Genomic DNA, 22,512 nt, shown 5'->3' with positions numbered 1-22,512 from the left:
TTACAACAAACTAATAAAAATTTTCAGATAAAAAAACAAAACATGAAAACGTTATTTGATAAAATTTGGGATGCACACACTGTAACCGCAATAAAAGACGGTCCTACCCAATTGTATATAGATCGTCATTTTTGTCATGAAGTTACAAGCCCGCAAGCCTTCAATGGATTAAGAGAAAGAGGCCTTAAAGTTTTCAGACCTAATCAGACAACATTAACAGCAGATCACAACACCCCTACCTGTAACCAGGATCAGCCGGTTAAAGATCCGGTTTCCAGAAAGCAACTAGATACATTATCTAAAAATGCTGAAGAATTTGGATTAACTCTTTACGCTTTGGGAAATGAAAGAAATGGTGTGGTGCATATAATCGGTCCGGAAAACGGATACACTCAGCCAGGTATGACCATTGTATGTGGAGACAGCCACACTTCAACTCATGGTGCCTTTGGAGCAATAGCTTTCGGTATAGGTACCAGTGAAGTGGAAATGGTTCTTGCCACTCAGTGCATACTACAGTCAAGGCCTAAAACAATGAGAATAACATTTAATGGTAAATTAGAACAAGGTGTTACTGCCAAAGACCTGGCTTTATATATGATAGCTCAACTTACCACAGGAGGCGCCACTGGTTATTTCGTAGAATATGCAGGAGAAGCTATCCGAAATTTAACCATGGAAGAGAGAATGACCTTATGCAACCTTAGTATTGAGATGGGTGCAAGAGGCGGCCTTATTGCTCCAGATGAAACTACTTTCGAATATATAAAAGGAAAAGATTTTGCTCCACAAGAAGAAAACTGGGAACAGGCTGTTGAATACTGGAGAACATTGAAAACAGACGAAGGTGCTGAATTTGATAAAGAATATGTATTTGATGCCAGCAAAATTGAACCAATGGTAACTTACGGAACAAATCCGGGAATGGGTGTCTTTATAAGTGGTTCTATTCCTACTCTTGAAGGATTAGACGAAACCGGACAAATTACATTTAAAAAATCTTTAAATTATATGGGATTCCAACCCGGAGAAAAAATGGAGGGTAAACCTATTGATTATGTATTTTTAGGAAGTTGTACCAATGGTAGAATTGAAGACTTTAGAACATTTGCCAATTTTGTAAAAGGAAAGAAAAAGTCTGACAATGTAGTTGCATGGTTAGTTCCAGGCAGCCATAGAGTTGAAAAACAGCTAAGAGACGAAGGTTTATACCAAATATTAGTTGAAGCAGGATTTGAAGTGCGTCAGCCTGGTTGCTCCGCTTGCCTGGCAATGAATGATGATAAAGTACCTGCCGGAAAATATGCTATTTCTACAACCAACCGTAATTTTGAAGGCAGACAAGGACCTGGCGCCAGAACTATTTTAGCTAGCCCGTTAGTAGCTGCTGCTGCTGCTGTAACAGGAAAAATTACTGACCCTAGAAAAATTGCCTAACCTAAAAATCAAAAATTAAAATGGAAAAATTTCAAACTGTAACTTCTACTTATGTACCTCTTCCCATAGAAAATGTAGATACTGACCAAATAATACCAGCAAGATTTCTTAAAGCAACAGATAAAGAAGGATTTGGAGATAATCTTTTTGCTGACTGGAGATATGATAAAGATGGAAATCCTAAACCGGACTTTGTTTTAAATAACCCTACCTATAGCGGAACAATTTTAGTAGCAGGCAAAAATTTTGGAAGTGGTTCCAGTAGAGAGCATGCAGCATGGGCGGTTTCAGGATATGGATTCAGAGCCGTAGTATCCAGCTACTTTGCAGATATTTTTAAAAACAATTCACTTAATAACGGACTTCTTCCGGTTGTTGTAAGTCCAGATTTTTTATCAGAAATACTTGAATGTGTTCATGATAACCCTCAAAATACACTTACTATTGATTTAGATCAACAGACTATTACAAATAATAAGACCGGTAGATCTGAAGCATTCGAAATAAACACTTATAAAAAAGAATGTCTTCAAAAAGGATTGGATGATATCGATTACCTATTATCCAAAAAAGACAAGATAGAAGAGTACGAAAAAACAAGAATGTACTTTGGTTTATAGCCAAAAAAGCTGCAAAAAATGATAGAGATTATGGATACCACTCTCCGCGACGGAGAGCAGACCTCTGGGGTTTCTTTCTCAATGCAGGAAAAACTGAGCATAACTCGCCTTCTGATAGACATGGGCATTAACCGTTTGGAAATTGCCTCCGCCAAAGTATCTGAAGGTGAATTTCATACCGTGCAAAAAATTGCTTCATGGGCTTTAAATGCCGGACATCTTGATAAATTGGAAATACTTGGTTTTGTCGATAAAGGCATTTCTCTGCAATGGATTTCAGACTCAGGATGTAAAAATATTAACCTATTGACTAAAGGTTCTCTTAAGCATGTAACCGAGCAACTTCGAAAAACTCCGGAACAGCATCTTCAAGAAATAAAAGAAGAAATCAAGAGAGCCCATTCTCTGGGAATTAATGTAAATCTATATCTGGAAGACTGGTCTAATGGAATGATCAATTCCCCGGAATATGTTTATTTTTTACTCGACGGACTTAAAGAGATGCCTGTTAAAAGGTTTATGTTACCAGATACATTAGGTATTTTAAATCCGATAAATACGGAAAAATACTGCAAACAAATGATCACAAGATATGCTGATTACCATTTTGATTTTCACGCACATAACGATTACGATTTAGCAGTAGCAAATGTAATGGCTGCCGTAGATGCAGGTATTCAGGGAATTCATGTAACCATGAACGGATTAGGCGAACGCGCTGGAAACGCTCCACTTCCAAGTGTAATAGCTGTCCTCCACGATCAAATGAATCAAAAAACCTCAATAAGAGAAGACATGCTAAATAAAGTAAGCAGGGTGGTAGAAACTTATTCAGGTCAAAATATATCATCAAATCAGCCTATTATCGGTGAAAATGTATTCACTCAAACTGCCGGCATTCATGCAGATGGTGACAACAAAAACAACCTGTATTATAACGATTTACATCCCGATAGATTTGGAAGGGTACGTGAATATGCTTTAGGAAAACTATCCGGTAAAGCCAATATTAAAAAAAATATAGAAGCTTTAGGAATAGAACTGGATGAAAAAGATATGATAAAAGTGACCAATCGCGTTATTGAACTTGGAGATCGAAAAGAAATTATAACACAGGAAGATTTACCATTTATTATATCAGATGTACTTAATTTCAATGAAAATGAAAAGAAGGTTAAAATAAAATCTTATGCAATGGTTCTAAGTAAGGGCTTACACCCAACAGCTTCCATTCAGATGGAAATTGAAGGCAAAACCTACGAACAAACCGCTTCGGGCGATGGACAGTATGATGCATTTTCTCAGGCTATAAGTTTAATTTACGATAAGCTGAACAAAACTAAACCCGTATTATCTAACTACAAAGTAATTATTCCTCCCGGAGGAAAAACAGATGCTCTTGTACAAACCGTTATATCTTGGAATTTTAAAGGAAATGAATTTAAAACTCGAGGATTAGATGCAGATCAGACGGAGGCTGCTATTAAAGCAACTGAAAAAATGCTTAACATTATTGAAAATATGTAAATATCTATTGTAAAATATCTCATGATTAGAAAAAACATTAAATAAATTATACGATGAAATTAAATATAGCTGTACTTCCCGGAGATGGCATCGGGCCAGAAATTGTTAATCAGGCACTCGAAGTTACTAAAACCATATGTACCAAATTTAATCACGAACTTACTTATAAAGAAGCTTTAGTAGGAGCAATTGCTATTGACAAAACAGGAAATCCGTATCCGCAGGAAACCCATGACTTATGTATGGATTCTGATGCCGTTTTATTCGGAGCTATCGGAGATCCTAAATACGATAATGATCCTTCAGCAAAAATAAGACCTGAGCAAGGCCTACTGAAAATGCGAAAAGATTTAGGCTTATATGCTAATCTTAGACCAATCAACACTTTCCCATCTCTAATTCACAAGTCTCCTTTGCGGGCAGATTTAGTGGAAGGTGCAGACTTTATGTGTGTCAGAGAACTTACGGGTGGACTCTATTTCGGAAGACCACAAGGAAGAAGTGAAGACGGTAATACAGCCTATGATACCTGTGTATATACACGTGAAGAGATCGAAAGAATTGTGCGGTTATCTTATAAACTTGCTGAACAGAGAAACAAAAAACTAACAGTAGTCGATAAAGCTAATGTACTTTGTACATCAAGATTATGGAGACAGGTAGCTCAGGAAATTGAAAAAGAATTTCCACATATTGAAACAGAATATATGTTTGTTGATAATGCAGCAATGCAAATGATTCAATGGCCGAAAAGATTTGACGTATTAGTAACAGAAAATCTTTTTGGAGATATATTGACAGATGAAGCTTCTGTAATCACAGGATCTTTAGGTATGCTTCCTTCCGCATCTATAGGAATTCACACTTCTGTTTTCGAACCTATTCACGGCTCCTACCCTCAGGCTGCCGGTAAGAATATAGCTAACCCTTTAGCCACAATACTTTCATCAGCTTTAATGTTCGAATATGCTTTTAATTTAAAAGAAGAAGGAGCATTAATAAGAAAAGCTGTGGATGCTTCTATGGAACAAAAAATAGTTACAGAAGATATTGCTTCCGGTGAAAAATCCTATTCGACCTCCGAAGTCGGAAGTTGGATAATCGATTATATTAAGAAAGCTTAAAATAAAAAATGAAACAGGTTTAAGATTAAATGAGAAATAATTATTTATCAAATCAATAATAAATAAAAAAAATAAAGATCTATTTTTAGGATTATCCGATTGTTTTAACATTTTAATTGAAAATACTTAAATTATAAAAACATTAAAAGGTAAATAATTCAATATTTTATTAAACTTTTACTACCAAATAATATTTTTTAACTAATAATTTTAAAATATTTGTTGTTAAAATATTTGGATATAATAAAAAACTATTTTAATTTTGAACTGTATTTATTTAAATAAAAAATAAAATATAACCAATGTCTATTAATAACTACAATACATTAATCATCCTCATTCTTCTGGTCATTTCCTTATAGAAGAGAAAGGTTTTTAATATTATTGTGTAGTTAATAAAATATCTTAAGCCCTTTCTCTACCCATGAGAAAGGGTCTTTTGTTTAAAAACAGTATGTGAAAAAGATGAAAAATCAGTTACGAAGCCATACCAGCACTCAAGGCCGAAGAATGGCCGGCGCCAGAGCTCTCTGGAGGGCTAATGGAATGAAAGAAGAACAAATGGGGAAACCCCTAATTGCAATTGTAAACTCATTCACTCAATTTGTACCAGGACATGTACACTTACATGAAATAGGCCAATATGTAAAATCAGAAATTGAAAAACAAGGTTGCTTTGCGGCTGAATTTAATACTATAGCAATAGATGATGGAATTGCAATGGGGCATGATGGAATGCTTTACTCTTTACCATCCAGAGATCTGATTGCTGATAGTGTGGAATATATGGTAAATGCGCACAAAGCAGATGCAATGATTTGCATTAGCAACTGTGATAAAATCACTCCCGGAATGCTTATCGCATCCATGCGGTTAAATATACCCACCATATTTGTATCCGGAGGTCCTATGGAAGCCGGAGAATATAATAATCAGCATCTTGATTTAATTGATGCTATGATAAAATCAGCTGATTCCAGCGTTTCTGATAAAGAGGTTAATGCCATAGAACGTTTAGCCTGTCCTACCTGCGGATCCTGCTCAGGAATGTTTACTGCTAATTCTATGAATTGTTTAAACGAGGCAATCGGATTAGCACTTCCGGGTAACGGAACTATTGTTGCTACGCATGCAAATCGTAAAAAATTATTTACAGACGCCGCAAATCTGATTGTAGAAAATTCCTATAAATATTATCATCAGGGTGATGATTCTGTTTTGCCAAGATCTATTGCCAATAAGCAGGCTTTTCTTAACGCAATGACATTAGATATAGCCATGGGAGGATCTACCAATACTATTTTACACTTGTTAGCCATAGCTCATGAAGCCGGAGTCGATTTTACTATGGATGATATAGACTTCTTATCGAGAAAAACACCTTGCCTGTGTAAAGTTGCACCTAATACTGTTAAGTATCACATTCAGGATGTAAACAGAGCCGGTGGAATCTTAGGAATTATGGGAGAACTTGCCAAAGGAAATTTAATTGATACTTCTTCAAAACGTATTGATGGATTTACCCTTAAAGAAGCGATAGATAATTACGATATAACCAAAAGCACACCTACAGATGAAGCTTTGAATTTATACAAATCCGCTCCTGGAAATAAATTTAACCTTGTCATGGGATCACAGAATTCAACTTACAAAGAATTAGACAATGACCGTTCAGAAGGCTGTATCAGAGATATGGAACATGCTTATACTAAAGACGGAGGTCTCGCTATACTTAAAGGCAACATAGCTTTAAACGGCTGTGTAGTAAAAACTGCAGGAGTAGATGAAAGTATATTTAAATTTTCAGGAACAGCTAAAGTTTTCCAGTCTCAGGATGATGCCTGTGAAGGAATACTAAGCGGTAAAGTACAGTCCGGCGACGTAGTTATCATTACGTATGAAGGACCTAAAGGCGGACCTGGAATGCAGGAAATGCTATATCCTACTTCCTATATTAAATCCCGACACTTAGGGAAAGAATGTGCACTTATTACAGACGGAAGATTTTCGGGTGGAACCTCCGGATTATCAATCGGACATGTTTCACCAGAAGCTGCTGCCGGAGGAGCTATTGGACTAGTAGAAGATGGAGATATTATTGAAATTGACATACCCAACCGTATAATTCAGGTTAAGTTATCTGACGAAGAATTGGAATTTAGAAGATCTCAGGAATTAGCCAAAGGAGATAAAGCATTTAAACCTGAAAGAGTACGAGAAATATCTAAAGCTCTGAAAGCATATGCCAGCATGGTTAGCTCTGCTGACCTGGGCGCCGTTAGAATCATCAATTAAAAAGACCAAATAAGAATAAAAAAGCTATGAGTAATAACAAAATTTCTGGAAGTGAGGCCCTTATACGTTCATTGATAAACGAGGGGGTGGATACCATTTTTGGATATCCGGGAGGTGCTATTATGCCTGTATTTGATGCTTTATATGACTATAAAGATAGAATAAACCATTATCTGGTCAGACATGAACAAGCTGCAGCTCATGCTGCTCAGGGCTATGCACGGGTTACCGGTAAACCGGGTATTGTTCTGGTCACCTCTGGTCCCGGAGCTACCAATACAGTGACTGGTATTGCAGATGCTATGATTGATAGTACCCCTTTAGTGGTACTCACAGGACAGGTATTTTCCGGACTCTTGGGAAGTGATGCCTTTCAGGAAGCAGATGTGGTTGGAATAACCAAACCTATAAGTAAATGGACTTACCAGGTAAGGAGAGCAGAAGATATTCCCAAGGCTATTGCGCGTGCATTTTATATAGCAAATACCGGAAGGAAAGGTCCGGTTGTTATTGATATTACCAAAGATGCACAACAAGGCCTATTTGAATACTCATACGAAAAAATGAGCTTTATAAGAAGTTATCAGCCGGATCCGGATATAAATGCTGAAGAGGTTCAAGAAGCTGCAAAACTTATTAATGAAGCTAAAAAACCACTGGCTCTTATAGGGCAGGGAGTTATATTAAGCGGTGCTGAAAAAGAATTAATAACAATGCTTGAAAAAGCAGATATTCCTGGGGCTTCAACCATTTTAGGTCTTTCAGCATTACCTACTGAACATCCTTTAAACGTAGGAATGCTAGGAATGCACGGAAACGTAGCTCCTAATATGAAAACCAATGAATGTGATGTACTTATTGCTATAGGTATGAGATTTGATGACCGGGTGACCGGAGATCTGAAAACCTATGCTAAACAGGCAAAGATTATTCATTTCGATATAGATCCGGCAGAAATTGATAAAAATGTGAAAACTACAGCTAAAGTTTTAGGTGATGCTAAAAAAGCTATTAGTGAAGTTACAAAATTAATTAGCGAGAATAAACATACGGAATGGAGAAATAGCTTTAAGGAACACGATGAGGAAGAATATAACATTGTCGTTAAAAATGAAGTTTTTCCAGATACGGGCGGATTAAAAATGGGTGAAGTGGTAAACAAAGTATCCGAAGCCACTCACAACGATGGAATACTTGTTACCGATGTAGGGCAGCATCAAATGATGGGAGTACGATATTTTAAATACAATCAGACCCGAAGCGTAGTAACTTCCGGTGGATTGGGAACTATGGGATTCGGATTACCTGCAGCCATCGGAGCTAAAATTGGAGCACCGAACCGAACCGTTTGTTTATTTGTAGGTGATGGCGGATTCCAGATGACTATTCAGGAATTAGGACTTATTATGCAGTACGATATCGATGTTAAGATAATTATCTTAAACAATCATTTCTTAGGAATGGTTCGCCAATGGCAGGAACTATTTTTTGATGAAAGATATTCAGAAACTATAATGGACAATCCTGATTTTGTAGCTATCGCAAAAGCATATAGAATAGAATCACGCTCAGTTAGTCAGCGAGAAGATTTAGATGGCGCAATAGCTGAAATGATTAATCATAAAGGTCCCTACTTACTGGATGTACAAGTTGAACTGGAAGGAATGGTATATCCAATGATTCCGGCCGGAACCTGTGTCACTAATATAATGTTGGGAGCTTCTAAAAAAGTGTAATGGAATCTGTAAGATCTAATTTTAATTCTGTTGCCCAGAAATATGATCAACAAAGAAGTCACTTGATACCTTGCTTTGATGACTTTTATCAAATTGCCTGTGAAAACATAAATTACTCTGGAAATTCTCCAAAGATACTTGACATAGGAGCTGGTACAGGTCTCTTTTCAAACTTTGTCTTAAAAAAATATCCTGATGCCAGGATAACTTTAGTTGATCTTTCAGAAAAAATGTTGGAAATTGCTGAAAAAAGATTTTCTGATTCACCTAATGTGAAGATTGTTTGTGAAGATTTTACAAAGCACCATTTCACAGACACATACGATGTTGTCATATCTTCGTTAGCCATTCATCACTTAGTAGATCAAGATAAAATAGAACTTTATAATTCTATATATTTTAATCTTAATCAAGGGGGAATATTTATTAATGCTGAGCAAATCTCGGGATCCAGTGAATATTTTGTCAAACTTTATGAAGAACGATGGAAAGAGAAAATTGAAAACAGCGGCTTAACTGATGAAGAAATTAATGCTGCTTATGAAAGAATAAAATTAGACAAAAGATCTCCCTTATTCCAACAATTAACCTGGCTAAGTGATGCCGGATTTAAAGAAGTTGATTGTTTATATAAATATTATGACTTTGCTGTTATATATGCTAAAAAATAAAAAACATGGAAAATAAAACCTTATATACTGTTACTATCTTTTCAGAAAATACGGTAGGATTACTGGGACAAGTAACCAGCGTTTTTACCAGAAGATTTCTTAATATTGAAACTCTATCCGTTTCTCCGTCGGCAATCAAAGGTATACATAAATTTACTGTCACCGTATGGTGCGACAATGTTACTATTGAAAAGGTAGTTAAACAAATTGATAAAAGTGTAGATGTCCTAAAATCCTACTTCAACACAGATAGTGAGCTGATTCATCAGGAAATCGCATTATATAAATTATCCACGCCCGAATTTTTAAAAATTGGCTCTGTGGAAAATCTTATACGTAAATACAATGCACAAATACTGGAAATAAACGAAGTTTGTGTAGTAATACAAAAAACCGGACATTACTCCGATACACAAGCTCTTTTCAACGAATTAAGTGATACTATACAGGTATTACAATTTATACGTTCAGGAAGGATTGCTGTAAATACATCAAAAATAGAAAGGTTAAGCGATATGCTTGCAGAATTAAAAACAAAAGAATCATTAATAGAAAAATAAATTAAAAAAAATAATAACATGGCAGAAATGAATTTTGGAGGGGTAGTTGAAAACGTAGTTACCCGTGAAGAATTTCCTTTAGAAAAAGCAAGAGAAGTACTTAAAAGTGAAACAATAGCCGTTATCGGATACGGAGTACAAGGTCCGGGACAAGCATTAAATTTACGTGATAATGGTTTCAATGTAATCATCGGTCAGCGTAAAGGTGGTAAAACCTGGGAAAAAGCAGTTGCAGACGGCTGGGTACCTGGAGAAACTTTATTCGATATTGAAGAAGCAGCCGCTAAAGGAACTATCATCCAGTATTTATTATCCGATGCAGCACAAATAGAAGTATGGCCAAAATTAAAACCACACTTAACTGCTGGTAAAGCATTATACTTTTCTCACGGTTTTGGAATAACATTTAACGACAGAACTGGAATTGTTCCTCCTGCTGATATTGATGTTATATTAGTAGCACCGAAAGGATCAGGCACCAGTCTAAGACGTATGTTTTTAGAAGGAAGAGGTTTGAATTCAAGTTTTGCTATATTCCAGGATGCTACAGGAAGAGCTAAAGAAAGAACTATTGCTTTAGGTATTGGTGTTGGATCAGGATATCTTTTTGAAACTGATTTTAAAAGAGAAGTTTATTCAGATTTAACGGGAGAAAGAGGTACTTTAATGGGAGCTATCCAGGGAATATTACAAGCTCAATACGAAGTACTTAGAGAAAACGGACATACTCCTTCTGAAGCTTTTAATGAAACTGTTGAAGAACTTACCCAATCATTAATGCCTTTATTTGCAGAAAAAGGTATGGATTGGATGTACGCAAACTGTTCTACTACAGCACAAAGAGGTGCATTAGACTGGATGGGACCTTTCCATGATGCTACCAAACCTGTATTTGCAAAACTATACGCTGAAGTAGCTTGTGGAAATGAAGCTCAACGTTCTATAGATACAAACTCAAAACCAGATTATCGTGAAAAATTAGAAGAAGAATTAAAAGCTCTTCGTGAAAGCGAAATGTGGAGAACCGGTGCAGTAGTTAGAGAACTTAGACCAGAAAATAATTAATATTATAAAAAAACCCTCAACGAAATATTGAGGGTTTTTCATTTTTATCAGATTTTTTAAAAAAATCCTATACAACTATTTACACGAAACTTACTTCTTTTTCACACTTCAGATAATACTAACAAATAATTATCATAAAAGTTCATTATGTTTAGTATTTTTGTAGAGAAAACAACAACATATGTCAGAAGTTAGAGTAAGATTTGCCCCCAGCCCTACGGGATATTTACATATAGGAGGAGTACGAACTGCCTTATATAATTATTTATTTGCAAAAAAAAACAACGGTAAATTTATACTTCGTATAGAAGATACAGATCAGGCACGTTTTGTAGAAGGTGCAGAACAATACATCAACGAGTCATTACAATGGTGCGGGCTCACTATAGATGAAAGTCCTCAAATAGGTGGACCCTTTGGACCTTACAGACAATCGGAACGAAAAGATATTTATAAAGAATATATTACGGCAATTTTGAATACGGAATATGCGTATATAGCTTTTGATACTCCTGACGAGCTTGAAAAATTACGTTCCGAATATGAAGCTAAAGGCAGTGTATTTTCCTACAATCATGAAATCAGGAATTCATTAAACAACAGTCTGAACCTAGCTAAAGAAACTGTTACTGAAAAAATTAAGAATAACGAGCCCTATGTGATTCGTTTTAAAACCCCGGTAAACCGTACGCTTGTACTTAACGATATCATAAGAGGTCAATTCACCATCGACACTAACACTTTAGATGATAAAGTATTAGTAAAAGCAGATGGAATGCCTACCTACCATTTTGCTAACATAGTAGACGATCACTTGATGAAAATTTCACATGTAATACGAGGAGAAGAATGGCTTCCTTCCATGGCTCTTCATGTTTTACTTTATGAAGCCTTTGAATGGAAAGCTCCAGAATTCGCTCACCTTCCGCTGATACTTAAACCCGAGGGTAAAGGCAAACTAAGCAAAAGAGACGGCGATAAATTTGGATTCCCTGTATTCCCGCTTGCATGGGAAAACGAAAAGGAACAAACTTCTTCAATGGGATATCGGGAAGAAGGCTATCTTCCGCAGGCTTTTGTTAACATGCTGGCTCTTTTAGGCTGGTCTCCATCAGATAACAAAGAAATTTTGTCTATGGAAGAAATGATACAGGAGTTTGATTTACATAAAGTACATAAGTCAGGAGCAAGATTCAGCCATGATAAAGCCAAATGGTTTAATCATGAGTATATACTTAATGACAAAGCAGAAAATTTACTTCCCTATTTTCAAAAAGTTTTAGAAGAAAAAGGAATTGAAATCAATCATGAAAAAGATTTAAAAATTGTTTCCTTGCTTAAAGAACGAGTTAATTTTATAAAAGAAATTTGGGATGCCGGATCTTTTTTTTGGGTTAGACCTGAAAAATACGACGAAAAAAATTTAAAAAAAGTAGTTAAAGAAGATACCCAATCAATTCTAAGACAATTGTGGGAAGAATTGGAAACTATATCTTTTAATGAAAAAGACCTTCACAATTGCATTCATGAATTTGTAGAAAAATCGGGACTGGGATTTGGAAAAGTTATGCAACCACTCCGATTATCACTTGTAGGAGAATTGAAAGGCCCTGACATCCCTGTAATTATGGAAATTTTGGGTAAAAGTGAAAGCCTGAAACGTATAAAAAATTTAGAAACGGAAATTAAACTTTAAAAAATCATTTATGAAAATAGCACTAGCATCTGATCATGCAGGATTTGAATACAAAAATTATATCATAGATTATCTAAAAAGCAAAGGGTATCAGGTTCATGACTTTGGCACACATTCATCTGCCAGCTGTGATTATCCTGATTTTGTTCATCCATTAGCTATTGCTGTGGAAAACAAAGAATTCGAATACGGAATACTTTTTTGCGGAAGCGGTGAAGGAGTATCTATTACAGCAAATAAACACGCAGGTATTCGCTGTGCACTCTGCTGGCAAACCGATATAGCAAGACTTACTCGTCAACACAATAACTCAAACGTTGTTGCTATTCCTGCCCGATTTATAGCAAAAGAACTTGCTCAGGAAATTATAGATACCTTTCTTGAAACTGAGTTTGAAGGCGGAAGACATCAGACACGTGTAGACAAAATTTCCAAATGGTAAACCAGATTTAATAATAAATGTCAAAAATTCCGGAATTTAAACTAAGGAACAAATTTTGATATTTCTTATTATAGAAATAATTTTGTATTTTTAACAATTAAAATTTAATTGATGGAACATAACGAATATCAAAACACAATGGATGTATCTATAAAAAATGAAGCAATTGCTAAACAGCAGGCTACATTCATTTCAAAAGTATATATGTGGATGAGCCTTGCTCTTGCTATTACAGGTTTAACTGCTTACCTATGCGCCAATACTCCCGCTCTGTTAAGTATGATGTTTAATCCTGTTACAGGAAAAGCAACCTTTTTATTCTATGCTTTAATTATAGGCGAATTAGCACTTGTATTCAGTTTAAGTGGTGCAATTAATCGCATGACTGCCGGCTTAGCAACTGCTGTGTTTCTTTTTTACTCTTTTATAAACGGAATGACCTTATCCATGATTTTCCTTGTTTATAATATGGGCTCAATTGCTACTACTTTCTTTATCACTGCAGGTACTTTTGCAATCATGAGTGCTTACGGATATTTTACTAAAACAGATTTAACAAAATTCGGAAGAATTTTATCCATGGCTTTAATAGGTATTATTTTAGCAATAATCGTAAATATTTTTCTTAAAAATTCTATGCTGGATTTAATCATATCTGTAGTAGGTGTTTTAGTTTTTGTAGGTCTTATTGCTTACGACACTCAAAAGGTAAAAGAAATTGGTTCTCAAATAGGAGAATCCGGACAGGAAGAATACACGAAAGGAGCTATTATGGGAGCCTTAGCATTGTACTTAGACTTTATCAATCTATTTTTATTTTTACTTCGTTTTTTCGGAGGAAGAAAATAAGAATGCTTTGCATACATAAAATAATATTTAACTCGGTCACAGTAAATGTGACCGAGTTTTTTTGTCATAATTTTTAAAATTCATCTTAAACTAAAATTTATACTTCATTCCGAAGCATTTAGATGTATATAGTATCAATCATTTACAATTAATTATATACTTTGTAAATATTTCAAAATAAAAGTATTTATTATAGTTACCTATATATCAACAAGTTTAAACAAACACTTCAAGGATTAACACTTTTTTAAAGTTAAATATAAAACAGAAATCGTATTTTTGTGTTTTCAACATATTTGTATATAACTAGAATGGAGAACACCTCTAAAGACAACCCTCAATTACAAAAAAAGCTGGTGTCGAAAACAATCTTAGGATTGCTCTTATTTATTTTATCTATTGTCTTGTTTATATCCTTTGTTTCTTTTTACTTTTACTGGAAAGAAGATCAAAGTCAGCTGACAGATTTTTTAAATAAAAGTATCACTACCCAAAATATGATCGGCAAAATAGGTGCTTATCTGGGAGAAATATTTATATTTAACGGTATTGGGATTGTAGCCTTTTTTATACCTTTTTATCTATTCATTTTATCTTTTAAAGTTCTCTTCGGTAAAGAAATTATTAAACTTTGGAAACTACTCTCCCACGGTATATTTTTCATTATATGGCTGCCGGTATTTCTGGCTATGATTTTTGGTTCCAAATGGCTACTTTCAGGATTAATCGGTTATGAGGTTTACGATTATCTAAAATCTCTTATGGGTAGTGTAGGAACAGGTATCCTATTAGTTGCAGCCATCATTATTTATTTTGTTCTCGAATTTAATCTGAGTGTTGAAAATATTAAATCTAAAATAAATACTCAAAAAAGCAGATTTGAGAATAAAAGTTCTGAAAAGGAAAAAGAACCTTTTGAAGAAGAACTTATTTATGAAAAAATCGAGGACCCTAAAACCATTATATCTGAAACTATTGTTACAAAAGTACAATCAGAAGATTTATCTTTAGAAAAAAACTCAAATCAGACAGTGGATCAACCTTTAGTTGAAAATACTAATATTGAAAATCCTATAGTTTCTACATTAGAGCCTATATCACCTAAAGAAAATCACACAGAAAACATATCTCAATCCACAGATTTTGAAATAGATATTCCGCAAGAGGAAGAAACCATTGAAGAACTTAATCTTACTATAGAAGAAACCGAAACCGAAACTATTTTATCAGAGGATGAAATAGGACAAAACATTGTAAATGAATTTGGCCCTTATGATCCTAAGCTAGAACTACCTAAATATAAATATCCTCCTTTAGAATTACTTAAAGCCTATAATACGACTGAGGCGATAACCATAAATAACGAAGAATTAGAAGAAAACAAAAATAAAATTGTTACTACTCTTGCTAATTATGGAATTGCTATTGCCAGTATAAAAGCAACTATAGGTCCTACTGTAACATTATATGAAATTATACCAGAAGCAGGAGTGCGTATTTCTAAAATTAAAAATCTTGAAGATGATATTGCTCTGAGTTTAGCTGCTTTAGGAATCCGTATTATAGCTCCCATTCCTGGAAAAGGAACTATAGGGATTGAAGTTCCTAACAGCAACCCAACTATGGTATCGATGAGATCGGTTATTGCTTCACAAAAATTTCAGAAAATTGATATGGAGCTTCCCATTGTCTTTGGAAAAACCATCTCCAACGAAACATTTGTTACAGATTTAACTAAAATGCCTCACTTGCTTATGGCAGGGGCTACAGGACAAGGAAAATCTGTCGGCTTGAATGCTATCGTAGCTTCTCTGCTATATAAAAAGCACCCGAGCGAACTGAAATTTGTATTTGTTGATCCTAAAAAAGTGGAATTAACCCTTTACAACAAAATTGAGAGACATTTTTTAGCTAAACTTCCTGATTCCGACGAAGCCATTATTACTGATACCACCAAAGTGATTAACACACTTAATTCACTTTGTGTTGAAATGGATAATAGGTATAAGCTTTTACAGGCAGCGTATGTAAGAACCATTAAAGAATACAACGAAAAATTCAAAGAAAGAAAACTGAATCCTGAAAAAGGACATCGTTTTTTACCTTATATAGTATTGGTTATTGACGAGTTTGCAGACTTAATAATGACAGCGGGAAAAGAAGTTGAATTACCTATAGCACGTCTCGCTCAGCTAGCTAGAGCTATTGGTATTCATTTAATTATAGCTACCCAACGCCCTTCTGTTAATGTGATAACAGGTATGATTAAAGCCAATTTCCCAGCCCGGGTCGCTTTCCGGGTAACATCGAAAATTGACTCACGTACAATTCTTGACGGTAACGGTGCCGATCAGCTGATCGGTAAAGGAGATATGCTTTTCACAACCGGAAATGAACTGATAAGAATGCAATGTGCCTTTGTGGATACTCCTGAAGTTGATAAAATCACTGAATATATAGGTTCACAACAAGGCTATGTGGATGCCTATTTACTTCCTGAATTTTATGAAGAAAAAGCTTCCACGCAAGATAGTGATATCAGCGAAGCGAAAAAAGATGAACTATTTAATGATGCTGCCAGAGTTATTGTAACCGCTCAGCAGGGATCAACTTCACTAATTCAAAGAAAATTATCCTTAGGTTATAATCGTGCAGGAAGGATTATGGATCAACTGGAAGCTACCGGAATTGTTGGTCCTTTTGAAGGAAGTAAAGCCCGTAAGGTTTTAATAACCGACTTAAATACTTTGGAACAATTATTGGAAAAACTCTAAAACTATTTTTTAAATCTTAAATCATGAAAAAAACATTTGCACTTATATTTCTTATTTCTACCATTTTTATCGGAGCTCAAAAAATTGATCCTGAAGCAAAAAAATTACTTGATACAGCAAGTGAAAAGCTTAGTAAAAGCACAACTTTCTATCTCAAATTCAATTTCCTATATACCGTTCCTAACCAGAAAAGCAGCGCAGAAACCGGTCAGATATATGCAGCTGGTGAAAAATACCATTTAATATTACCAAATGTCACTCAGATATTCGACGGAAATAAAATTTACACCATTTCGAAAGAGGATAAAGAAATTACTTCAACAGGAAAAGAAGACGGTGAAAGTTTATCCCCTACGAGCATTCTGAATCTTTATAAAAAAGGATTTGACATTTCATATGAAGGAACTAATCTGGTCAATCACGTTAAATGCAGTATAATACGATTAATTCCTACTGACAAGAAAAAATCAAAATCTATTGTGCTGGCTATATCCGATAATAAAATAGTACGTGTTTCCGAATATTATAATGACGGAAGTTCACTGATCTTAACTGTGGTAGATTTTAAAGAAAACCTTATCGTTAATAAATCTTTACTTACCTTTGATAAAAATAATTACAAAGATTATACACTCACAGAGTTATAAACATGATTAAAAAGTTAGACTGGTATATTATACGTACTTTTTTTGGTCCTTTTCTATTTATTTTCAGTGTTTTAATGTTCATTTTCGTAGTTCAGTTTGCCTTTACTCAAATGGATAAATTTTTAGGAAAGGGGCTGACTCTCTGGGATATTGCCAAACTATTATATTATTTAGGTTTGGACGTTATCCGTTTAGTTCTTCCTTTAACCATACTCTTATCTTCCATTATGGCCTTTGGCGGTTTTGGTGAAAGATACGAACTGGCAGCTATGAAATCCGCAGGAATTTCGCTTGCAAGAATAATGTATCCACTATTTGGGTTTGTAGTAGTAATGGCTATCTGGCTATTTTATTTTTCAAATACCACCCTTCCTGATAATCAGAGAAGAGCTAGAAATATGTTAATTAACATTGTTCAGACCCGCCCCGCCCTCAACTTTGAAGAAGGACGTTTTATTAAAGAAATGAATCCTTATAGCATTAAAATAGGTAAAAAAGGAGGCAAGGATGACAGGGAATGGAAAGATGTTTTTATTCATAAAAATGCTTCTCCATTTGAAGATCAACAAACCATAATTGCTGATAAAGGAGAGATTGTTTCTAAAGATAATTATTACTTAAAATTAGAATTATACGACGGATATATTTATCAGAATGAAATCAGGGGAAAAAGTCCCAAAGATCTTCAAAAACAACCTGCAACTCGTATAAAATTTGATACGCTTACACAATATTTTGATATTTCTGATTTAATAAAAGAATCTTTGGATCGTGAATCCGGAGGAGATAATTTCCGTTATAAATCCTTCAGGCAATTAACTCCTTATATAGATTCCATTAAAAACTCTAATAAAACTTATTACAAAGGTATATCTGAAAACGCACTTATGATTTTACTGGGCGATTTTCGTAAAACAGACTCTATACCGGTTAAACATTCGAACAGTAAATTACCTTTTGAATGGAATCGTCTTAAAGATGATACCAAACTACAATTGGTTAAAAACGCTATCAATCAGGTCAAAATTTCTAAAGATGAATTAGAAACACGTTCTGCCGAAATTAAATCTGCAGGAAAATATATATCAAAAATGATTCTGTGGCAACATAAAAATATGGTCTCTTATTCCTTTACCTGTATTGTATTCTTCTTGATTGGTGCTCCCTTAGGTTCAATTATAAGAAAAGGAGGAGTTGGAATGCCCGTAGTGGTTGCCGTTATTATTTTCATCATATTTTATGTTATAGGATTATATATGGAAAATTTAGCAAAAAATCAGGTACTTAATGCCTATTGGGCATCATGGATGCCTAATCTGTTACTGTTTCCACTCGGAGTATTCCTGACTATAAAATCTATGAAAGATTCAGAATTATTTGATATAGACAAATATCGAGAACCGGTACAGAAATTTATTGCTAAATTTAAAAAGAAAAAAAACACAGAACATAGTAGATACCAATGATAAATACAGAATTAAAAATAAATACAATTGCTGAGGCTTTGGAAGATCTGAGACAAGGCAAAGTAATCATAGTTGTAGATGATGAAGACAGAGAGAATGAAGGAGATTTTATAGCGGCAGCTTCCACTATGACTCCTGAAACCATTAATTTTATGACTATGTACGGAAGAGGACTGGTTTGTGCTCCTCTGACACCGAAACGCGCAGAAGAACTCAATTTGGAGTTTATGGTCGGTAAAAATACTGACCCTAAAGGAACAGCATTCACTGTATCTGTTGATTTACTGGGACATGGTGTAAGCACTGGAATTTCAGCTTCTGATCGTTCCAAAACTATTCGTGCTCTGGCTGATGAAAATATAAAGCCTGAAGATTTTGGTCGCCCTGGCCATATATTCCCATTAATTGCTAAAAAAGGGGGAGTCTTAAAAAGAAACGGACACACTGAAGCTGCAGTTGACTTGCTTCAACTTGCCGGAATGCCTTCTACCGGAGTATTAATTGAAATAATGAATGAAGACGGAAGTATGGCTCGCTTACCTCAGCTGGTTGAAGTTGCGGAAAAGTTTAACTTAAAGATTGTCACTATTAAGGATTTGATAGCTTATAGGTTAAAATACGATTCTCTTATTGAAAAAATTGACGAAGATACTATAAGTACTCATTTTGGAGATTTCCTAATGGTTACTTATAGGGATAAAACAAACGATCAGGTTCATTTTGCTCTAACTAAGGGTAATTTATCCGAAAATGATATTGTTCCGGTAAGGGTTAATTCCATGAACTCTTATACCGACTTATTTAAATTACTCTCAAAAGGAGAAGAAAATATTTTGGAAAAAACAATTGAAATTATCAACAAGGAACAAAAAGGAGCTATTTTGTTTATAAATAATCCATATTATTCACATACTTCCGTTGCCTCCAATCTTAAAGAAGTTAAAAAATATTTGGCTGGTGATAATATTACTCTTGCCAATACAGATGAAAGAGACTTTGGAATAGGTGCACAAATCATTAAAGATCTCGGAATCAAAAAAATTATGAGTATAACTCAAAATCCCGGGAAAAATTTATCTCTGGATGGATATGACATAGAAATTACAGAAGAAATTAAAATTTAAAAATATTAGGCAGTTACAAAATAACTGCCTTTTTACTTTTTACTTTATATATTTTATCATTAATTCATAGGCAGGATCTGTTTGCTTAAGAACTGTAACCGGGTCTTTCCCTTCACTTCGTGCTTTAACAATCACATCTTTATATTTTCGGAAATAAACATGTTTTTTTAATTTTTCTTCCGTACATAATTTAAGATCTATTTTTTCAACCTTTGATATATCTATTTTATAATAAGTAACCAGTTTTTCAGAAACTTCTTTTGATATTCCGTATACCTCATTAATCTGATCTACAGAAACAAATCCGCCCAATGCTTCTCTGAATTTAAGAATACGATTTATTATATAAGCATCTTTTACAAGTGGCCAAAGCTCTTTATATGTAGTACTATTCAAATCTTTTTTAATAATTTCATGACGAGGACTTGTTACATCAGCCAGATGCTCAACCTTACGATTTACAGTTTCATTTATCACTATGTAAGGGTATAGTTCTTTATATTTATTTTCACTGATTACGTAACATTTTTTCAACTGTTCTTTTGAAACAAAATTACCTCCCAGAGTTTTTTTGTATTTCAAAATGACTTCAGCTTGCTTTTCAGTAAAACCCATGCTTATCCAATCGTCACTTTTTAAAATATTGGGATCAAATTTTTTTATTTTATAATTTATCGTTTTTTTATCTTCTGTCTGCTTAAATGCATAATGAGCATCTATCAATAAAAAAGGTTCCAATTCTTTATATTTTCTTTCCGTAATTATAAAGCATTCTTTTAATTGCAATTTGGATGTAAAAGAGCCTCCCAGCTTTTTTTTATATTTTAGAATAACTTCGGCTTGGCGTTCTGTAAATCCTAACTGAAGCCATTGCTCCTTACTTAACGAATTAGGATTAAAGGGTTTCAAATTTGATTGAACAGGTTCATAATTATTTTTATCTGATTGAACATTTTGCCATTCTAAAGGAAGTTCCTGAAATTCAATTTCACCTTCTTTGAAAATATCCTTGTGTAAAATTACCTCAGCAAATAAAATAAATCCCAATAATATACATACACCTAAACGTTGCTCACGTATCATTTTCAATCGTAAATTTACCATGTCAAAGATTAAAATATAAGATAAAATTATAAAAAAATGTGGTAACTCACAATAAAATAAGCCACTCTTTAAAAGAGTGGCTTACTGGGAAAATACGAAATATATGTATTTTTTTAAATATGCCTAATTAATTACTTAATACTGAATTAATTTTAATTCCAGAATAATTAATTCAATCAATTTCACATTATCGACTGATAATTACAAGTGCAAAGTAACAAGTAACCATTTTAAAATTGGATATCTTTACTGACATATTTAAATTTTATTTTGTTTTTTTTTGCAACTCATTATTGATAAGCAACACTTTAGTGAACTCGTAGTAATAAATTTCTAAATAAATAAAACAAATCTGACATATATAATTTTTTATTGACAAAAAATGTCACAATTTAAACCAAACAATGGACTAAAATTATTATTTATAAAATAAAGGAAAATCTCACTACAAAAGTCTTCCTCTTTCAACATAGCTCATATCCCCCATTGCCTCAACATAGAATTCCCCGTTTTCATAAATTACTTTACTGATTGAAGCATTACCCAAATCAGATTTAATTAACTCTCTTGCTCCTAAATTCATAAGCATAAACTTAATACACATTCCGTGAGCAACTAATAAAACATTTCTATCCTCATTGTACTTACTTTCACTCTCAGCTATTTCAAATAATGCCTTTTGTGTACGGCTTTCAACTTCAATAAAGCTTTCTGCCATATTCATCTCATCAAGTACTTTTATAGTATTCACAACCTGTTCATAAGTTACAGGTTTTGAAACATCAAAAACATCGTGTAATAAATCCCCACTGTTGGTATAGTGAAGATATAAGGCCGCATCCTTCCACATAATATGAGTATGATTAGATTCGTAACTCCCAAAACATACTTCTCTTAATTCTTTTTTTTCAATTACTTTTAGATCATTTTGCCCCTGATTAGCCAGAATGATATTTATAGTTTCTTTTGTTCTTCTCAAATCACTGCAAAAAGCAGAAGAAAAATGAATATCTCTTAACCCTGCCCCTAAAAATTCTGCTACTTCTACACCTGCCTCCGTTAAAGGAGAGTCGCTCCAACCCTGAACCCTACCTAAAGTATTTAAAATTGTTTTTCCATGACGTGCTATATAAAATGTTACTTTCGAACTCATAAAAGCTATAATTTAAAATGATTTAATTGTTTACCGTAAAGTTAAAATAATTATAGAACAACAACCATGCAAAACCACCATTTTCAGATTTTCGTATACAAATAAGTGTATATATGAAAATCAAACACTTATTTTAAAATCAAAAATAATAAAGCTGCACTTACACTCTTATGTAATTTTTTCAATATTTTTATTTTAATACTAAAAATAAATCTTAAATTT

18 protein-coding genes are annotated in these 22,512 nt (G+C 34.0%); 16 read left to right on the top strand and 2 right to left on the bottom strand.

The genetic code is table 11. From position 1 onward, the window contains the following. Window positions 1–42: 42 nt before the first annotated feature. The 16 genes from leuC (at window position 43) to ribB (ending at window position 20,033) form a co-directional block, all read left to right on the top strand. Window positions 43–1,437, top strand: coding sequence for a 3-isopropylmalate dehydratase large subunit (gene leuC, locus EQ921_RS03115; RefSeq protein WP_128151123.1), 1,395 nt, complete (start codon window positions 43–45; stop codon window positions 1,435–1,437). A 20-nt stretch (window positions 1,438–1,457) separates the two neighbouring features. Next, a complete protein-coding gene (gene leuD, locus EQ921_RS03110) occupies window positions 1,458–2,057 on the top strand; it encodes a 3-isopropylmalate dehydratase small subunit (RefSeq protein WP_128330513.1) in 600 nt (199 codons plus the stop codon). Between the two features lie 18 nt (window positions 2,058–2,075). Beyond that, window positions 2,076–3,584: an alpha-isopropylmalate synthase regulatory domain-containing protein gene (locus EQ921_RS03105; protein WP_128330512.1), complete on the top strand. Its 1,509-nt coding sequence runs from the start codon at window positions 2,076–2,078 to the stop codon at window positions 3,582–3,584. Window positions 3,585–3,637: 53 nt separating this feature from the next. Beyond that, window positions 3,638–4,708, top strand: a complete 1,071-nt coding sequence (leuB, locus tag EQ921_RS03100) for a 3-isopropylmalate dehydrogenase (RefSeq protein ID WP_128151116.1) — start codon at window positions 3,638–3,640, stop codon at window positions 4,706–4,708. A 465-nt stretch (window positions 4,709–5,173) separates the two neighbouring features. After that, complete coding sequence (gene ilvD, locus EQ921_RS03095; RefSeq protein ID WP_128330674.1) at window positions 5,174–7,003, top strand: dihydroxy-acid dehydratase; 1,830 nt, start codon at window positions 5,174–5,176, stop codon at window positions 7,001–7,003. Between the two features lie 26 nt (window positions 7,004–7,029). Beyond that, window positions 7,030–8,739, top strand: coding sequence for a biosynthetic-type acetolactate synthase large subunit (gene ilvB / locus EQ921_RS03090; protein WP_128330511.1), 1,710 nt, complete (start codon window positions 7,030–7,032; stop codon window positions 8,737–8,739). Further along, window positions 8,739–9,410, top strand: coding sequence for a trans-aconitate 2-methyltransferase (locus EQ921_RS03085; RefSeq protein WP_128330510.1), 672 nt, complete (start codon window positions 8,739–8,741; stop codon window positions 9,408–9,410). The genes ilvB and EQ921_RS03085 overlap by 1 nt, the downstream gene beginning before the upstream one ends. Before the next feature lie 5 nt (window positions 9,411–9,415). After that, a complete protein-coding gene (gene ilvN, locus EQ921_RS03080) occupies window positions 9,416–9,970 on the top strand; it encodes an acetolactate synthase small subunit (RefSeq protein WP_128330509.1) in 555 nt (184 codons plus the stop codon). An 18-nt stretch (window positions 9,971–9,988) separates the two neighbouring features. Next, window positions 9,989–11,035 carry a ketol-acid reductoisomerase gene (ilvC, locus tag EQ921_RS03075; protein ID WP_128151106.1) on the top strand — a complete coding sequence of 349 codons (1,047 nt, stop codon included), beginning with the start codon at window positions 9,989–9,991 and terminating at the stop codon, window positions 11,033–11,035. A 181-nt stretch (window positions 11,036–11,216) separates the two neighbouring features. Continuing rightward, on the top strand, window positions 11,217–12,731 hold the full coding sequence (gene gltX, locus EQ921_RS03070) for a glutamate--tRNA ligase (RefSeq protein WP_128330508.1): 1,515 nt from the start codon (window positions 11,217–11,219) through the stop codon (window positions 12,729–12,731). Between the two features lie 10 nt (window positions 12,732–12,741). Further along, the gene (rpiB, locus tag EQ921_RS03065) at window positions 12,742–13,173 is read left to right on the top strand and encodes a ribose 5-phosphate isomerase B (protein ID WP_128151102.1); all 432 of its coding nucleotides are present in this window, start codon (window positions 12,742–12,744) and stop codon (window positions 13,171–13,173) included. 111 nt (window positions 13,174–13,284) lie between these two features. Further along, entirely contained in the window at window positions 13,285–14,022 is a 738-nt protein-coding gene (locus EQ921_RS03060; RefSeq protein WP_221410457.1) for a Bax inhibitor-1/YccA family protein, read from the top strand. Between the two features lie 311 nt (window positions 14,023–14,333). Beyond that, complete coding sequence (locus tag EQ921_RS03055; RefSeq protein WP_128330507.1) at window positions 14,334–16,796, top strand: DNA translocase FtsK; 2,463 nt, start codon at window positions 14,334–14,336, stop codon at window positions 16,794–16,796. A 23-nt stretch (window positions 16,797–16,819) separates the two neighbouring features. Then, entirely contained in the window at window positions 16,820–17,443 is a 624-nt protein-coding gene (locus EQ921_RS03050) for a hypothetical protein (RefSeq protein WP_128151098.1), read from the top strand. Window positions 17,444–17,445: 2 nt separating this feature from the next. After that, window positions 17,446–18,909, top strand: a complete 1,464-nt coding sequence (locus EQ921_RS03045) for an LptF/LptG family permease (RefSeq protein ID WP_128330506.1) — start codon at window positions 17,446–17,448, stop codon at window positions 18,907–18,909. After that, a complete protein-coding gene (gene ribB / locus EQ921_RS03040) occupies window positions 18,906–20,033 on the top strand; it encodes a 3,4-dihydroxy-2-butanone-4-phosphate synthase (protein ID WP_128330505.1) in 1,128 nt (375 codons plus the stop codon). Before EQ921_RS03045 ends, ribB begins: the two co-directional genes overlap by 4 nt. 39 nt (window positions 20,034–20,072) lie before the next feature. Here the strand turns inward: ribB and EQ921_RS03035 are convergent, their stop codons facing one another. Beyond that, window positions 20,073–21,137, bottom strand: coding sequence for a helix-hairpin-helix domain-containing protein (locus tag EQ921_RS03035; protein WP_128330504.1), 1,065 nt, complete (start codon window positions 21,135–21,137; stop codon window positions 20,073–20,075). 445 nt (window positions 21,138–21,582) lie between these two features. After that, window positions 21,583–22,290, bottom strand: coding sequence for a histidine phosphatase family protein (locus EQ921_RS03030; protein WP_128330503.1), 708 nt, complete (start codon window positions 22,288–22,290; stop codon window positions 21,583–21,585). Between the last annotated feature and the right edge of the window lie 222 nt (window positions 22,291–22,512).

The organism is Apibacter sp. HY039 (assembly GCF_004023655.1).
GTDB lineage: Bacteria > Bacteroidota > Bacteroidia > Flavobacteriales > Weeksellaceae > Apibacter > Apibacter raozihei.
Note: the sequence above shows the minus strand (reverse complement) of the source record. Positions and strands in the feature narration are given on the sequence as shown.

Excerpts from the sequence above, each read along its gene's own strand:
- leuC (WP_128151123.1), top strand. The coding sequence starts at position 43 with ATGAAAACGTTATTTGATAAAATTTGGGATGCACACACTGTAACCGCA.
- leuD (WP_128330513.1), top strand. The coding sequence starts at position 1,458 with ATGGAAAAATTTCAAACTGTAACTTCTACTTATGTACCTCTTCCCATA.
- EQ921_RS03105 (WP_128330512.1), top strand. The coding sequence starts at position 2,076 with ATGATAGAGATTATGGATACCACTCTCCGCGACGGAGAGCAGACCTCT.
- leuB (WP_128151116.1), top strand. The coding sequence starts at position 3,638 with ATGAAATTAAATATAGCTGTACTTCCCGGAGATGGCATCGGGCCAGAA.
- ilvD (WP_128330674.1), top strand. The coding sequence starts at position 5,174 with ATGAAAAATCAGTTACGAAGCCATACCAGCACTCAAGGCCGAAGAATG.
- ilvB (WP_128330511.1), top strand. The coding sequence starts at position 7,030 with ATGAGTAATAACAAAATTTCTGGAAGTGAGGCCCTTATACGTTCATTG.
- EQ921_RS03085 (WP_128330510.1), top strand. The coding sequence starts at position 8,739 with ATGGAATCTGTAAGATCTAATTTTAATTCTGTTGCCCAGAAATATGAT.
- ilvN (WP_128330509.1), top strand. The coding sequence starts at position 9,416 with ATGGAAAATAAAACCTTATATACTGTTACTATCTTTTCAGAAAATACG.
- ilvC (WP_128151106.1), top strand. The coding sequence starts at position 9,989 with ATGGCAGAAATGAATTTTGGAGGGGTAGTTGAAAACGTAGTTACCCGT.
- gltX (WP_128330508.1), top strand. The coding sequence starts at position 11,217 with ATGTCAGAAGTTAGAGTAAGATTTGCCCCCAGCCCTACGGGATATTTA.
- rpiB (WP_128151102.1), top strand. The coding sequence starts at position 12,742 with ATGAAAATAGCACTAGCATCTGATCATGCAGGATTTGAATACAAAAAT.
- EQ921_RS03060 (WP_221410457.1), top strand. The coding sequence starts at position 13,285 with ATGGAACATAACGAATATCAAAACACAATGGATGTATCTATAAAAAAT.
- EQ921_RS03055 (WP_128330507.1), top strand. The coding sequence starts at position 14,334 with ATGGAGAACACCTCTAAAGACAACCCTCAATTACAAAAAAAGCTGGTG.
- EQ921_RS03050 (WP_128151098.1), top strand. The coding sequence starts at position 16,820 with ATGAAAAAAACATTTGCACTTATATTTCTTATTTCTACCATTTTTATC.
- EQ921_RS03045 (WP_128330506.1), top strand. The coding sequence starts at position 17,446 with ATGATTAAAAAGTTAGACTGGTATATTATACGTACTTTTTTTGGTCCT.
- ribB (WP_128330505.1), top strand. The coding sequence starts at position 18,906 with ATGATAAATACAGAATTAAAAATAAATACAATTGCTGAGGCTTTGGAA.
- EQ921_RS03035 (WP_128330504.1), bottom strand. The coding sequence starts at position 21,137 with ATGGTAAATTTACGATTGAAAATGATACGTGAGCAACGTTTAGGTGTA.
- EQ921_RS03030 (WP_128330503.1), bottom strand. The coding sequence starts at position 22,290 with ATGAGTTCGAAAGTAACATTTTATATAGCACGTCATGGAAAAACAATT.